Below are 15,657 nucleotides of genomic sequence, written 5' to 3' on the forward strand. Positions count from 1 at the left end.
ACCGATGACACCACGGGTTTGCAGGGTTGACAGGAGCCTGTCCAGACGGTTCCTGACAGGTTCCTCAAAGCTCTCGGGATATGTCACGCTGTTACATTATCTGGACACACTGATGACCCACTACGGCTACGGCGTCATCGGCGTGGTAGTGATGCTGGAGAGCATGGGGCTGCCCCTGCCGGCGGAAAGTATCCTCATCAGTTCAGCCCTTTATGCCGCGACGACGCACAAGCTCCACATCTGGGGTATTGTTGGCGCGGGCGTGAGCGGTGCCATCATGGGCGACAATTTCGGCTATCTGATCGGCAAGGAATGCGGCTTCCGCCTGTTGCACCGTTACGGACGGCGCGTGGGGCTGACGCCGGACCGCCTGCTGCTGGGGCGATACATTTTTCGAAAACACGGCGGATCGGTGGTTTTCTTTGGCCGCTTCATCGCCGTTCTCCGCGTGTTCGTGGCGCTGCTGGCGGGTGCGAACCGGATGCCCTGGCATACGTTTCTGACACATAATGCCCTTGGTGGTCTTTGCTGGGCCGGTGGTTATACGCTGGCTGCGTATTATCTCGGTCATGAAGCCATGCAGCTTTCCGGGCCGCTGGCATGGGTGGCCATTCCGCTGGCGCTGGTGGTCGGCGGGACGATCATGCTTTTCCTGAAGAAGAATGAGCGTCGTCTGACGGCCGAAGCGATGCAGGCTGCCAAGACAGATAAGAGACTGATCGCGGGCATGGAAAAGGAACTGGATGTTGACGGACAGAATTGAGCAGCACGCGGCATTTCTGCGCACGCTTAACCGGCTTGATGGCCGCGTGGCCGTGGTCACGGGCGCGAACAGCGGTCTTGGGCTGGAAACCGCCTGCGGACTGGCGGCCCTCGGCGCGCGCGTGATTCTGGCGTCCCGCTCCGAGGAACGGAACGCCACTGCTCTTGCTGCCCTGAAAAACCGCGTGCCCGGCGCGGTGGCGGAGCCGATCCACCTCGATCTCGCATCGCTGGCGTCCATCGAAGCCTTTGCCCGCGTCCTGAGCGATCGGGTGCCCGCCGTCGATGTGCTGGTCAACAATGCCGGTGTCATGGCTCCTCCCGTCAGGCAGGAGACGGAGGATGGATTCGAGTTGCAGTTCGGCGTGAATCATCTGGGGCATTTTGCCCTGACAGGCCGGTTGAAACCGCTGCTGGAAGCCTCTTCCGGTGGTGGGGTGGTGATTGCGGTCGCCAGTCTCGCCGCATGGAAAGCACGCATCCGGTTTGACGATCTTCAGTTCAGGCAACGTTATTCCCCCTTCGATGCCTATCGCCAGAGCAAGCTTTCGGACCTGCTGTTTGGGGAGGAACTCGCACGTCGGGCAAAGCTCAACAACTGGAACCTGCATGCGCGCATCGCCCATCCGGGCTGGGCGCAGACGCAGATTGTCCAGAATGGGCTGGGTTCAGGCAGGGCGAAACTGAGTTCGTGGATTATGGAAGTCGGTTCCGCGCTGGCGTTTCGCTGGTTCGGACAATCGGCGGCCTGTGGGGCCGAGCCGTTCCTTTACGCCGCCGCATCCCCGCTGGCGCAGGATGGCGATTATTACGGACCAACAGGGGCAGGCGAACGGAAAGGCGTGCCGGGCCTGACGGTCGTGCCGCCTGCGGGGAAAGATTTGCGGGCCGCACGTCGCTTGTGGGAGATCTCGGAACGACTGACCGGGGTTTCGTTTGAGTGACAGCCGAAAGAAGATAGGAAAGGCAGAAGCTTTTCCTGAGTAGATATTCTATCGAGTGCCCCGGCATTGTTCGGGGCACCCACTGTAATTCGTGGAAAATATGCCTGTCATAATCGGAAAGATTACAGGCCTCCACTATTTGTATTGCTCTTTTTGCTGCGGGCGAGAAAACGCCTGATACGAACACGGGTCTCTTCTGACAAAACGACGCGCAGAATTGTCCGCGGAACCAGTGATGGCCAGCGCTGCCATTCTGTTAAACTCAATGCATCTCCGATCCGGCCTTCAATCAATAACCTTGAAGAAGCAGCATGCATTGCGCGTTTGAGGAAATCGCCTTTTCCTGAATTGTATAGTTCTTTGTTGGCGTTGATTGTTTTTTTGATGAAAATAATATCGGATCTGTCGGGTTCATACGGTCGGTAATAACAGACTTCGAGTAATTTGGCGCACACAGCCATTGAAAACCATGACCGTTCCTCAGTCATGCACACGGGTAGCGCGACTTTCATCATGCCTTCCAGTGTGGATTCAGCATTTAATTTCTGCATCAGGTCTTCACTGAACGTGATGTCCGGCTTCCCATGCCGTCTGCGCTGGGCGGAAAGTGCCGCCAGCTGAGACCAGATCGCTATCTGTCGACCGCGCATGACGGACGTTGTCGTGATACTGTTCGCATGGCGTCGGTATGATCCCAGAACCTCCGGGAGAATATGCAGTCGTCCAATCTCCTGTAGGCGCCAGCAAAGATCTGAATCCTCGGAGACGGTTAAATGGCGGTAGCCTCCGACAGATCTGACTGCCTCGCTTCTTGCCATGAGAAGGGGTTGCAGAAGATAAGGTTCATGCGCCGGAAGGGAATCATCGCAAGCCAGATTCAGATCCTTGACAGCGGTGACGACCCCCAGATCTGCGCTATCCGCATCGATATATCGTGCCTGCGCTGAGAGAGCGACACAATCGGGGTGAGTTTCCAGATAGGCAAGTTCACGCTCAAAACGAGTGGGATCGGATATGTCATCCGCATCGTGCCGTGCCAGAAAAGGCGCTTCGCAAAGCGTGAGGCCATTACACAACGCGGGCACAATTCCCCTGTTTTCCTGCCTTACAACCTGAATCCGACTATCTTTTTTACAGAAATCCGACAGTATTTCGGGTGAATTGTCTGTGGAGCCATCATCGACAATGATCAGTCTGAAGTCTTTGAACGTCTGGTTCAGAATGCTGTTCAAAGTCTGCGGTAAAAATTGCGCGCCGTTATAGGTCGTCATCAGAACGTCGATGCGATGGGAAGGCATTATAGAAATAATCCTTTTGATACGCAGGCTGTTTAAGTCTTTATGATTGGCCAAAAATATCAAGTCAATCCAGAGATCGGAAACTGATTTTCAAGGGCTTCTGCCGGAAGCGGCCTTATGGTCGAGCCTGATGTTAGGCCAGTTTATGGCAGGTGGATAGAAAGCAGGGATGAAAAGCGGAGGCAGCCAGCTTTCCGTTGAATGCTTTGATCTTTGCAGGCTGGTTTATGCTCACGGCTTCTCATGCGTGACCATCGGGCTGCTCAGGACTGGGTGCGACGTGGGACACTTTTTCAGACCCATGAACGGGGCCTCGGAAGGAAGGATGATCCTCGTGTTGTGGAAATTTTTTGGAAGTGGATGAGAGAACGCCGCTGCCTGTTCTCTCATCCATTCGAAAGATTGGGTGCCTATGCGTTCGTACATGGCGGACGGAAGACTGACAGGCTGTTTCAAAAGTTCTCCGCTGGCGCAGCGACGCGCGTTTTCACGCTCCGATGCTCACGGCCCGTATGACCGTTTCGTTTAAGTGCTCAAAAACCACATCGGTCGCACACACCCTCAGGGGCAGTTGCGCTCAGTAGAGAGCTTTTGAAACAGCCTTTGAACGAAAGCCGGTCCCGTCAACGCAGGCCATACAGTGTTCCCGAATAAAAGGGGCCCATTACCGGAAGTCAGAAACGGTCCAGTGCTGTCGGGGGAACAGGCTGCCTGTGACACGGAAAGACAGCCATGGAAAAGAAGGAACCCTGCACTTACGATCGAAGCGACCTCCACCCTGAGAACACCCCGGACCGCTGTTAGCGTAAGGGCCCGGTTCAGGGAGCGGAAATCGGCATACGTGCAACCAGGAAAGGCGGTTTGCGGAGATCGTGATTATCATGGAAGCGTGGCAGTCGAGACCACTGACCGAGAACGACATAGACGAAGTCATGATCAGCGAAAATTCCGTCCGGCCATACGAAGCGTGGGTCAGAGGCGATCAGATCGAAACTACCGTCCGGGTTGCGTCGAAAGATAGCGTCATGATCGGCGGCGGTCGTGTAGATGCGATTCCACGGATCGGTGGCCAGACCATCCGCAGCCCCTTTCTCCCCTTCATCCACGACGAGCGATGCCAGTTCTGCGGATGTCACTGAGAAATCAGCCAGTTTCCCCGTTGGCAGCGTGTAAAGCCGACGACTGGCGAGTGGCGCGTAAAACAGCGTATCGGAACTGGCAGAAAGCGTGATTCCGTCCGCACCACCTGCCGGAAAACTCGGGTTTTTCGGATCATAGTGCAGAACGCGACCGTCCAGAACGGTCTGATAGCCTTTGTCAGGTAGAACTGAAACCGTGCCTTCGAGAACGCGTCTCTGCCTGCCAGTCGCAAGATCGACAACGACGAGAGCCGGATGGCCGTCGAACGAACTGTCAGCGATGAAGGCAGTGCCTTTTTCCCCATGCGTGAGGTCGATCCGCAAATCGTTCATGTGACTGCCGGGAAGAAGGGCATCCTTTAGAACGACACTGGCGATAATCGTGCCTGTAGCGGGATTGATGCCGACAACTTTAGCACCCCCCGGCGGGATCGGATGATTCTTGATCTTTCCATCATCAATAACCCAGATATTGCCTTTGCTATCAGTCGTCATTCCATGCGGTGACACCAGATGCTGATCGGGTGCGCCGTCCGTAGCAGCGGAAAAGGCTGCGGATGGAAAAGGGATGAGACGATCATTCTTCCACTCGGCAAGAACCGGACCGGTATGGTCGCCGTCATGCTTGGGAAAGGTCAGGAAAAGCCTGTTGTTCACCACCGCGATCCCTGACGGGCACGGTGACGGGATGCTGGCTATGATTTCGACTTTCCCTTGTTGTCCAAAAGCAGGGTCGTGATTGTTGGTGATGGTGGGAGACGCCGCATGCGAGACAGATGTCAGGCAGAGTGGGATGAAACAGGCGGCGGCCTTGAACCAGACGCTGTGTTTTCGTTTTGAAATGGCGTTGTTCGGAAAAAATACCGACATGTTTCGAGGTGGGTCATCAGCATGTCTGATAAGGCGACCTGTGAGGAGAGTGTCTCGCATCGTCACGTCTGACTCCTTATTTCTTCAGAAATGGCTTTAGAAGTGTCAAATCCGCTGCGGAAAGGCGATCGGATGCAGTGGAGCACTGGTGCCAGTAAGGATAGAGGAGGGGTGGGCGGCTGACGTCTTCCAGTTTCGCAATATCCTCCGCATTCAGCGTCAGGGATGCTGATTTGAGATTATCGGCAAGCTGTTCATTGTTGCGGGCACCGATGACTACACTGGCGACGCCCGAGCGCCCAAGAAGCCATGCGAGCGCAACCTGTGCCGGAGTAGCGCCGTCATAATGCGTGGCGACTTCGATAAGAACCTCGACAATGTCGTAAAGCGCTTCCACGTCGCGCACAGGCGGCTCGTCCCAGTGCGCCGCTTTGCGCGTGTCTTCCGGTTCCGGCTTGCCGCGCCGATATTTTCCGGTGAGCAGACCGCCTGCGAGGGGCGACCAGATGACCGCATCGACTCCCTGATCGACTGCAATGGGGAGCAGTTCATACTCCGCCTCGCGTGCCTGCAGAGTGTAGTGAATCTGCTGGGCGATGGGGCGCACCGTTCCATTTCGTTCTGCGGCATTCAGCATTTTCATGATGTGCCAGCCGGAGAAATTCGAAACACCGATATAGCCGATCTTGCCCGATTGTTGCAGGTGATCGAGAGCTGCCAGCATCTCCTCCACCGGTGTTTCACCGTCCCATTCATGGCACCAGTAAAGATCGATATGGTCGGTCTTCAGGCGTTTCAGGCTGGCTTCACAGGCCCGGATAAGATGATGACGCGACAGGCCGCGTTCGTTCGGTCCTTTGGAGCCGGTCGGGAAGCGTGCCTTCGTCGCCAGCAGGAGGCGATCCCGACGGGCCGCGTCGAGGGCTTCTCCAATAATTTCTTCTGACACGCCATCCGAATAAATGTCGGCGGTATCGAGCATGTTCACACCCGCATCCAGCGCCATGTCGATCTGGCGACGCGCGCCATCAAGATCGGTGTTGCCGGTCTTGGCGAACGCACCCTTGCCACCGAACGTCATGGTTCCGAGAATGAGGGAGGAAACTTTCAGGCCGGATCGGCCGAGAAGACGATATTCCATCAGTTCTCTCCTTTTGCTTTCAGTGGGAGGGGTCCGGAAACGGCCGTGCCGTTCTCCCATGTTTCAACGATCTGGTGGGCATCGGCGATATTGGTCGCCGGGTTGCCCGCGACGACGAGCAGGTCTGCTCTTTTGCCCGGTGCGATCACGCCCCGATCAGGCAGATTGAGTAATGCTGCAGCATTCTGCGTTGCGATATGAATTGTCTCCAGCGGTGTCAGTCCGGCCTGAACGGTCAGGTCCAGCTCCCGATGTTCCGCTACACCGGGAACCCGCAACGGCATGGCGCCACTATCCGTGCCAAAACCGATTTTTACGCCAGCGTCGTAAAGCGTTTTCAGATTTTGCAGGTTCATCGCAAGAGACGTACGGGCGAAATCGGCTAGCTTGCCGGTGGTGTGCTTCGCCTGCCATGCCGGATCTCTGACCTGATCCAGAAGAGGCATCGAAAGACCCGCAATCGTGAACGGCGTCTGTGTCCACGGGGCGCGATCTGCCCACGCCGTGCTGGCTTCATCGAGTTGCAGTGTGGCGATGTACCAGATGCCGCGTGACTTCAGCGTTGCGACCAGATCTGGGGTCACGGGCTTGTCGCGTACACCATGCGCAAGGATATCGACACCGGCCGCGACCACATGCTCAGCGTCATGGAGATCGTGAATGTGGGCGGCGACACGCAGATTGCGCTTGTGGGATTCATCCACCACAGCGGCGATGATTTCGGGAGTCATCTTGACGTGCAGGGTGCCGTCAAAATTATCCACCCAGATCTTGACCAGATCGGTGCCCTCATCGGCCATCCGGTCAACGTCCTGCCGCGCTTCGTCGGCTGTTTTCGGACGGAAAAGCTGGTCAGGCTCAAGATCGACAGGAGGAGCGCCCCGCGGAACGCCAATTCCCTGATCGACACCGAAAAGATCGGCCGGCGTCTTTCCGGCATGGGCATCCTTGCGGAGCGGATCGAACACGTCCGGCACGTTGTTGCCGAGTGCTGTAACGGTCGTCACGCCGTAGTGGCGATATTGGCTCAGAGCGGCGATGATATTGTCGCGGGTGTAGAATCGGGATCCCGTGGTCACGCCATCATACTGGCCGACATGGCTGTGATCGGAGATGATGCCGGGCATGATGGTGTCGCCGGAGCGATCCAGAACCCGCGTGTGTTTCGGGAGGGCGACATGCTTCCCAGCGGCGAGAATATGGCCGTCCTGCATGACGACGGTGGCGTCCTCAATCGGAGCGGCCCCCGTTCCGTCGATGATGCGCACATGCGTCAGGGCAATCGGGACGGATGTCGGGGCCGCGAGAGCAGGCGCTCCCATGACAAGAGCGGCAGTGGTCAGAAGAATGCGGCGCATGACGATCTCCGTGATTTATGAACTAACGGCAGCAAGATTACGTTCGTTCCATGCGAGGCGTGCCGCCAGCACCAGACCGCAGGCTCCGGCGAGACCGCCCACCAGAAAAACAGCGCTATCGCCAGCATGATCGGCCAGCAGACCGGTAAGGGGGCCAGTTGCGCCATAAGCCAGATCCTGAAAGGCGGCGAATCCTCCCATGGCGGTGCCGCGCATCTGCGGAGAGACGCGCCGAACGACTTCCACACCCATGGCAGGGAAAATCATTGAGCATCCCGCTCCAGTAAGAAAAGCGCCGATCAAAGCGACGGTGGAGCCGGAAGCCTGCCAGAGGAGGAACTGGCCGCTGGTTTCTATGGTCATGGAGGCCAGAGCCACGCGTGCGCCACCCAGCCGGTCTGGCAGGTGCCCGCACAGGAGGCGCACAAGAACAAAGGCCGTGCCGAAAAAAGTCAGGCCGAGGCTGGCGTGCGGCCAGTGACGGTGAAGGAACATCAGCGGCATGAATGCTCCGATGGCGGCGAAGCCGATTCCTTGCAGAAATACGACAAACCCCAGATCGGAAATCTTTGCGATGACGGTGCTCAGTGGCTGGCGTTTGCCGGGCTGCGGCAGAACGGGTGCCACGGGGGCGGCCATGCCAAAACCGATGAGAGGCGTGACAAGGCAGGCGAGACTGACCGTGACATAGCCCGCATGGTCGTAAAGACTCAGCCCGATGGGGCTACCGACGGCCAGCGCCCCGTACATCCCCATCCCCACCACCGAGAGCACGCGTCCGGAACGCTGATGCCCCATGAGGCCGATGGCCCATGCGAGTACCCCGACCACCGTCAGACTTTCGCCCAGCCCGAGCACCAGACGCCCGATCGCAAGGACCGCAAAGGCGGAAACGGGTGAGGTCATCTCTGTGGCCAGCATGCAGATGACGGCGCTGACGGCGTAAAATCCCAGTCCGGACACCATGCAGAACTTGCCACCACGGTGGTCCGCGAGCTTTCCCGAGAGTCCGCGGGTCAGGATGGTCGAGACGAAGGCGATCCCCACAGCGAGGCCCGCCATCGCGTTGTTCATATGCAGCGCAGTGCTGACATAGACCGAGGTGGTCGGCATCGACATGGCGACGGCGAGGTAGGACAGGAACAGGGCCGCGGCCAGCCAGACAAGCAGCCGTGGTGCCTTGTCCTTTTCCATCAATATCTGGCTGTCGGATTCAGGCACGCGACCAGCTTCCTTTCGGGACGCAGGCCGGTATCGGCCGTTGCTCCCCAGCCTGGAAAACCCGCCGGGAAACGAGTCACGCCAGCGGCTGCGGATACGAGGGAGACGAGAAGCCCATGGTTTCGGCGACGAGGGCGATTTGCCAAGAGCCAGACCCATGACGATTTCGTGATCAGGTCAGGGTCAGGGTCGCGACAATCCCGAAAAGGCGAGGGAGAGGATGGCCGTCGCCAATAGGACAGTTCGGAAGATTGGGGATGTTTTTGAAGGGGTATGTCGCGAAGAACGTGTGGCCCGTTCGCTATCGGGTCAGCGGATACCCGCATGATTGAAACCGGCTGTCTTTGTTCAGATGGCAGGCGCGGTGCCCGAAGGTGTGGGGCAGATCTGTCGTGCCGTCTGTTGGGAGGGCTTTGCGGCCAGCAGGGAGGATGCGGGGTCCCGGTTTTGACTGCTGTGGCTTTGGTACAAATAAAAAGCCGCCCCGGAGGGCGGCTTTCTACACATCACAACTGTGAGTTCAAAGCCTTAGATGGCTTTGAGGCCTACAGCAGATGCCTTGCCGTTGCGACCAGCTTCGAGCTCGTAAGAGACCTGCTGACCTTCGGTAAGGGTATGCATACCGGCGCGCTCAAGCTCAGAGATATGAACGAACGCATCCTGACCCCCGTCGTCGGGCTGAATGAAACCAAAACCCTTGGTGGGGTTAAACCATTTTACGGTGCCTGTTGTCATAACTAGGCTCCTTTTTAACAATAGTAGTCGTGTACAAAACACACACGAAATCATAACTTTTAAGGAGAAGAACTGACACAACACGCGTCGAGGACTCGGATAAAAGCACCTACTCTGCGGTTAAATGTACAGAAAGAAAGGAAAATGCAAGCAAAAATCTCTCTCCCGACGATTTGCGTTGTAACGCGTGCTCGGGAGCTTCGGCGGCCAAGCCGTTTCCACGGGCCTCATACATTGCTTTTTCGCCGCGCCATGCTCCCGCTGGATATGCGTTCGAGAGGGATATCGGACGTGCCGATCACGGTAACCCACCTCGGATTGGCGCGGGAACTTTTGGCAATGACTGATCTTCGGGCGTGTTCGTCTGAAAGGCGAATAAGGTCGTGACATTGGCAAGTCTGCTCTGGGAACGCTTAAAAATCGTCGGGAACACCTGCTTGTTAGAGGAAAGACCAGCAATCCCGGGGTGCGCCCGACTGAACCCGTCCCGCCGATGTGAGGGGAAAATGTGAGGTAAACAGTGTCGCATCATGGGTGCGGGCGTAGTCCAGTGCCCACTTGCGTGATTTCACGGCCGTCTCGGGATCGGCGTCGAAGACGGAGTTCCATTCGGGATACATGACCTGAACCGGGTGATGCATGACATCCCCTGTGAAGAGCACCTGTTCACTCCCGGACTGAAGGACGATGGACGCATGATGCGGCGTGTGACCCGGTGTGGGATGAAAGGAAAAGCCCTCCAGGACATCCGTTCCATCGACTTCAACCGGATCGGCAAGACCTGCGTTGACGATCGGGTCCACGCTGTCCGCCCGTGTCATGAAGCTGGTATGATTGCGTTCGGTATCGTTGGCCGGATTACTGAAGAACTCAAACTCTTCCCGCGAGAAGAGGTAGCGGGCATTTGGGAAAGTAGGACACCAGACGCCATCCTGCAGGCGTGTATTCCATCCGACATGATCAACATGAAGATGAGTCAGCAGGACAAAATCGATTTCTTCGGGCTGAATGCCCGTCTGTGAAAGATTTTCCAGATAGGTGGTGTGCAGGTGATCGAAATACGGGGCGGCAGGGCGTGCCTTGTCATTTCCCGCACCAGTGTCGATCAGAATTTTCCGGCCGCGATCTTCGACCAGCCAGCTATGAACACTCAGCAGCGCGTGGGTCTGAGGCGCATCAAGCGTATCAGCCAGCCAGAGGCCAGCCTGTTGCGCCTGATCGTCGTTCCAGTCCGGAAGGAGGCGACTGGGAGGAAGCGCGGCGAGCATCATGTCCGGAACTTTTACGATGCGGGCCTCACCGACGGTGTGCCACTGGGGCTTGTCCATGATCGTGTTCCGTTTCAGTCGCATGCTTCGAATGGCGTTAAACGGGGATAGGCCAGCATGGTTTGAGAATTCAATGATCAGAATAGCCCTTTATAGACGCTGTCAACATCGGCTGGTCGCCCATATCGAGGTTTTTCATAGGTGAGACCGGGGGTAGCTTGATCGTCGTCGGTAGCGGCACAGCGTGAGTTGGCCCGAATGAGCCGGGGATGTGGAAGGTCTTCCTTCAACCGATATCTCGCAAACGCCGTAGATGAGGTCTTCTGAGATCCTTCAATGCGAGCATCGACTGGTAGTGTCGCCGCCGATCCGGCGCAGGGATGGTCAATGTGTGTGCTGTGTCATGCTCCGCAGGCCGGATGACAGAGGAACGACCCAAGGGAGGCCCTTGTGAAAGGGACCGGTACATGCCCCTCCTTATGTGGATAATCTCTACAAGCACTCATTCGGCATTATTTTCGGTCTTTGGCGTCCAGAAGTCATTTGCCGCGCTTCGCCCGCGCATTGTCAAACGGTCAGGACTATGTGCAGCGGTGCGCGGAATTGCTCCTTCACAGCCCACCTCTCCGGATTGATACGCAAAACAGCGTTTGCGCCCTGCATCCGGGATTCAACAGACCTGTATTATTTTGGCATCACTCTGTGATTATATTCACTCATATATAGGTTTATGCGCGGCGATATATGGACAGTCCTGCCTCAGGCACGGCAGAAGAGGAACACCTCTTGTTCTTTATTCATATTCCGGACCCGCCAGATCTATGCACGATCGTTTTCATACCTTTTTCGTCACAGGAACGTTTGGCGCCCTTCTGCTGACAACCTCGGCGCTGGCAGCGACGCCTACTCCCGCATCGCAGGGCACTCCCGGCAAACAGATCGCCTTAAAAACGGCCGCTACCAAAACACCGACAACCAAAACGTCGGCAGCCAGGACACCGGTCGCCACAACTCCGATCGCCGGGATACTGGATGGTTCCAATGGCGAAACGGTGAATGTTCATGGTCATCATGCCGCAGATGGCACCGGCGCCAAATATATGAACAAGACCGTCTATCTTGGGCCTCTGGGCAATAGAGACACACTGGACACGCCTTATTCCGTCATGGGTGTCACTCATGACGTCGTGGTCAACCAGCAGATCCGCAACCTCAACGACCTGGCACAGTATCTGCCATCGGTGCAGATGGAAGTTCGTGGTGATCCGAATACGTCTCGCCCGCAGTCCCGCGGGTTCGAGGCTGACGTGATCTCCAACTCCCGTCTTGACGGCCTGAATGTGGTTTCCACCACGCCTTATCCGGCTGAATGGATCGATAATCTGCAAGTCCTCAATGGTCTCGCAGGTGCGATGTATGGACCGGAAAACCCCGCTGGTGTTTTTGAATATACACTCAAACGCCCGACTGACCGGCGAACCGAACGCCTGTCAGTGGGCGTGGATTCCATCGGCACCCCCACGGTCAATGGTGATATTTCCGGTCGTGTGGGCAAAAATGGCTGGTTTGGTTACCGCCTGAACATGCTGCATGCCGATGGCACGGCCTATACACAGGGAAGCTCGGTCCGCCGGGAAATGGTCAGTGGTGATTTCGATATCCATCTTGACGACAAGACGGTTATCGAAATTGACGCCAGCCATTATACATACGACCAGCGCGGCACAGCCCCCGCCTTTGGTATTCCGTCGACCGGGGTGGGAGGGAGTAAATTACCCGAAGCTCCGGATCTGAGTAAGCGTCTGGCTCCTGAGTGGAGCGGTTATAATATGGAAACCAATACTTTCCTTGCCAAGATCAAACACCAGATCAACGAGGACTGGAGCTTTACACTGGGCGGCCTGTATCAGGATGCCGCCAGGCAATCCTTTGGTGTGGCCGATACGTTGTGCGACGGCAGCAAAACCTGTTCCGGGCTGAAAGGCAGTAATGGATGGTTTAGTTCCAAAGCAACAGCCACAACCACGGCGGATGATTTCCGTGTTGGTAGTAACATGGCTTATTTCAATGGTCGTGTTTATACCGGGCCGATCAGGCATGATCTGGTCATCGGCACCAACGGTTACATGATGGGAAATTATAATCCGGTCGGGGCTGTAACGAGCGCGCAAAACCTGGGAACTTACAATCTCTACGGTGCCTCACCATCCAGTGGAACACAGCCTTATTATCACGGACGTTATAAATCCAGCAGTGTCACCAGTCAGTCGTTTATCGTGGGCGACACACTGAGAATAAACAAACACTGGTCGATCATGGGTACACTCGCCTGGAGCTGGATCAATCAGGAAGGCGCTCTCAACGCGACCACTCCACTCAGAAAAACCTTTGATACATCAGCGGCTTTCAGTCCGACAACCAGCCTGATGTATAAGCCGACCGATAATCAGACCATCTATTTTACCTATGGCCGGTCGGTTGAAGCTGGTCCGGTTACGCCCAACAGCACAAGTTATACCAATACAAACATTGCACTCCCTATTGCACACTCCGAAGAGTATGAAGTCGGCTACAAATTCCGTTATCAGAAAATGCAGTTCAACGTTGCGGGTTTTCGGATGACGTCGCCTTATGCCATGTATGTTGCCGCAACGGACCCGACCGGTTGCGTGGCCAAGAGCAATTGTCAGACTTATCAATATGGCGGAACGCAGCGCAATTACGGTGTGGAGGCCCAAATTTCGGGCGAAGTTCTGCCTAACCTGTCTGTCCTCGCCGGCATGACCTGGCTGGATGCCGAACTGGTCCATGCCGCGTCGTCCACGTTGAACAAAAAGGAGATTGTTGGCGCAGCTCCGTTGCAGGCCAGTATATTGCTGGACTATCGCCTGCCGCTGTCATTTGGCTCTTTCGCATCTCGCTGGGCCTTCAATGCTGGTGTCCATTATATGGGGAACCGCGCGGCTAACGTCACCAATACGCTGCATACCGGATCGTACACAACGCTGGAGCTGGGCACACGCTATGCTTTCCATGTCGCCCAGTTTCCGTGGGTGGCACGTTTTGGTGTCAGCAACGTTACGAACGAACGGTACTGGGCATCTGTTTATACAGGGTCGCCAAGTGGCACATCAGGTGCGGCATCAAGCTTGTATGCGGGATTGCCCCGTGTCTACCACTTCACGTTGTCAGCGGAGTTCTGATAACCTTTCCCGGGAAATCAGACAGAAAACGCAACAGGCTCATCACATTCCGTGGTGAGCCTGTTGCATTGAATGGATGGCAAAAGCGCTTCCATTTTATTTCGGCTCCCATTCTGCTGCGATAAAGATGTTTGCACATTTTCCAACGGTGAAAGCATTGAGCATTCAACCGGCAGCGTCTCACAAGACGGTAACGGGTTCTGCTGTTCTGGTCCGTAGGAGAGCCCAGAATGGGGCTTGATACGACACATCTCTGCTCAGCGTTGGCATGCTGATCACTCGATACAGGGGTGGAATCCCTCTCCACTAACGGCACCGTCATTCCTGAAGGTGGATTGTCCCTCACTCATAGCAAGGTAAAAGCGACGGGAGCGATTGAAGCATCGCTAAATGAGAGTGCGAGGCCTGTAAAACGGCGGAATCGTTGTGGTTGCCTTGAGGCGCAAATACTATGCCTCCTTACTCTCCCCGCTCCAGCATATCCCCCTGACAAGTAGCCAGAAAAACTCAACTCTCCGTCCAGTGCCCTACCGGTCCACATGCCCCAGATCGCGCTCCGGATCGATGACATCGCGGACCTTCTGTTTCAACTCCTTCGGACCGGGGAAACCGCCGTCGCGTTTCCTCTCCCATATCAGGGTATCATCGACGTGAATCTCGAACCGCCCGCCAGTGTCAGGGCAAAGCGCCACTTCGGAAAGCTGAGTGCCGAAGGTGGAGAGTAGTTCCTGCGCCATCCATGCGGAGCGGAGCAGCCAGTTGCACTGCGTGCAGTAACGGATCGAAACCCTGTGAGCTTTTTCGGTCATGGCCCGACTTTCCTGCTGGATGGCATGGATCCGGTTTTGCGCCCGGACAGGGAAGCATCGTAGAAAGCATCCTGCGGCAACGCCACACCTCTGATCGCATCTGAAGGATCGCCCCGATGAAAGTCGCCCTCGGACAGTTCGCCGTCGCTCCGGAATGGACCGCCAATCTCGCACAGTGCGTGTCGCTGATCGACAAGGCCGCGGCGGAAGGAGCAAAGCTTCTTATTCTTCCGGAGAGCATCATCGCGGCGGACATGAACGATCCCCGCATCACCGTGCGCACAGCGCAGCCGCTCGACGGCCCCTTCGTCACCGGCCTGATCGACGCGCTGGCGGGAAAAGACCTGACCATCATCTGCTGCATCGCTACCCCCGCCGAGCCGGTGCTGACCCATAACTGCCAGATCGTGCTCAACGCTGCGGGACTGGTCGCCAGCTACCGCAAGCTGCACCTGTACGACGCCTTCAACATGAAGGAATCGAACGAATACGTCCCCGGCACCGACCTGCCGCCCATCGTGCAGGTCGGGGACATCAGGGTCGGGCTGATGACCTGTTACGACGTGCGCTTTCCGGAAGTCGCCCGTTCGCTGGCTCTGCGGGGTGCGGACCTGCTGACCGTGCCCGCCGCATGGGTGCGCGGCCCCGGCAAGGAGTGGCACTGGGAAGTGATGGTCACGGCGCGAGCGCTGGAAAACACCTGCTATGTGGCCGCTGTCGGTGAGTGCGGCCCACGCAATATCGGGTGCAGCATGATGGTCGATCCGCTGGGTGTCGCCGTCGCCCGGACCGGCAGCAACCCGGACCTGATCTTCGCCAGCGTGGATCTCGAACGCATCCGAACGACTCGTGCGGCGCTGCCCGTCCTCGCCAATCGCCGTTTCAAAGACCCCGAACTCGACACCTGAA

The 15,657-nt window shown here is 56.8% G+C and carries 12 protein-coding genes; 4 read left to right on the forward strand and 8 right to left on the reverse strand.

Annotation, left to right across the window (positions count from 1 at the left end):
• The first annotated feature begins 112 nt into the window (after positions 1–112).
• Together GOB81_RS07115 and GOB81_RS07120 are read left to right on the forward strand one after the other, a co-directional pair.
• On the forward strand, positions 113–763 hold the full coding sequence (locus GOB81_RS07115) for a DedA family protein (RefSeq protein WP_242010115.1): 651 nt from the start codon (positions 113–115) through the stop codon (positions 761–763).
• Entirely contained in the window at positions 744–1,706 is a 963-nt protein-coding gene (locus GOB81_RS07120; protein WP_173569679.1) for an SDR family oxidoreductase, read from the forward strand. Before GOB81_RS07115 ends, GOB81_RS07120 begins: the two co-directional genes overlap by 20 nt.
• 122 nt (positions 1,707–1,828) lie before the next feature.
• On the opposite strand, the gene GOB81_RS07125 is transcribed toward GOB81_RS07120, so the two are convergent.
• From GOB81_RS07125 to GOB81_RS07155, 7 genes are all read right to left on the reverse strand, one after another.
• A complete protein-coding gene (locus tag GOB81_RS07125) occupies positions 1,829–3,004 on the reverse strand; it encodes a glycosyltransferase family 2 protein (protein ID WP_173569680.1) in 1,176 nt (391 codons plus the stop codon).
• An 818-nt stretch (positions 3,005–3,822) separates the two neighbouring features.
• A complete protein-coding gene (locus GOB81_RS07130) occupies positions 3,823–5,013 on the reverse strand; it encodes an L-dopachrome tautomerase-related protein (RefSeq protein WP_173569681.1) in 1,191 nt (396 codons plus the stop codon).
• A gap of 76 nt (positions 5,014–5,089) precedes the next feature.
• Positions 5,090–6,154: an aldo/keto reductase gene (locus GOB81_RS07135; protein WP_173569682.1), complete on the reverse strand. Its 1,065-nt coding sequence runs from the start codon at positions 6,152–6,154 to the stop codon at positions 5,090–5,092.
• Positions 6,154–7,512, reverse strand: coding sequence for an amidohydrolase family protein (locus tag GOB81_RS07140; protein WP_173569683.1), 1,359 nt, complete (start codon positions 7,510–7,512; stop codon positions 6,154–6,156). The genes GOB81_RS07135 and GOB81_RS07140 overlap by 1 nt, the downstream gene beginning before the upstream one ends.
• A gap of 15 nt (positions 7,513–7,527) precedes the next feature.
• Entirely contained in the window at positions 7,528–8,733 is a 1,206-nt protein-coding gene (locus tag GOB81_RS07145; RefSeq protein WP_338421332.1) for an arabinose transporter, read from the reverse strand.
• A gap of 528 nt (positions 8,734–9,261) precedes the next feature.
• The gene (locus GOB81_RS07150; RefSeq protein WP_173569684.1) at positions 9,262–9,468 is read right to left on the reverse strand and encodes a cold-shock protein; all 207 of its coding nucleotides are present in this window, start codon (positions 9,466–9,468) and stop codon (positions 9,262–9,264) included.
• 440 nt (positions 9,469–9,908) lie between these two features.
• A complete protein-coding gene (locus GOB81_RS07155; protein WP_173569685.1) occupies positions 9,909–10,796 on the reverse strand; it encodes an MBL fold metallo-hydrolase in 888 nt (295 codons plus the stop codon).
• Between the two features lie 761 nt (positions 10,797–11,557).
• Between GOB81_RS07155 and GOB81_RS07160 the strand changes: the two genes are divergently transcribed.
• Entirely contained in the window at positions 11,558–13,939 is a 2,382-nt protein-coding gene (locus tag GOB81_RS07160) for a TonB-dependent siderophore receptor (RefSeq protein ID WP_173569686.1), read from the forward strand.
• A gap of 527 nt (positions 13,940–14,466) precedes the next feature.
• Here the strand turns inward: GOB81_RS07160 and GOB81_RS07165 are convergent.
• The gene (locus tag GOB81_RS07165) at positions 14,467–14,748 is read right to left on the reverse strand and encodes a SelT/SelW/SelH family protein (protein WP_173569687.1); all 282 of its coding nucleotides are present in this window, start codon (positions 14,746–14,748) and stop codon (positions 14,467–14,469) included.
• 116 nt (positions 14,749–14,864) lie between these two features.
• Here GOB81_RS07165 and GOB81_RS07170 point away from each other — a divergent pair, with 116 nt between their 5' ends.
• Positions 14,865–15,656 carry a deaminated glutathione amidase gene (locus GOB81_RS07170; RefSeq protein WP_173569688.1) on the forward strand — a complete coding sequence of 264 codons (792 nt, stop codon included), beginning with the start codon at positions 14,865–14,867 and terminating at the stop codon, positions 15,654–15,656.
• The last annotated feature ends 1 nt before the right edge of the window (position 15,657 follow it).

It is taken from the genome of Acetobacter conturbans (assembly GCF_011516755.1).
In the GTDB taxonomy this organism is placed as follows: domain Bacteria; phylum Pseudomonadota; class Alphaproteobacteria; order Acetobacterales; family Acetobacteraceae; genus Acetobacter; species Acetobacter conturbans.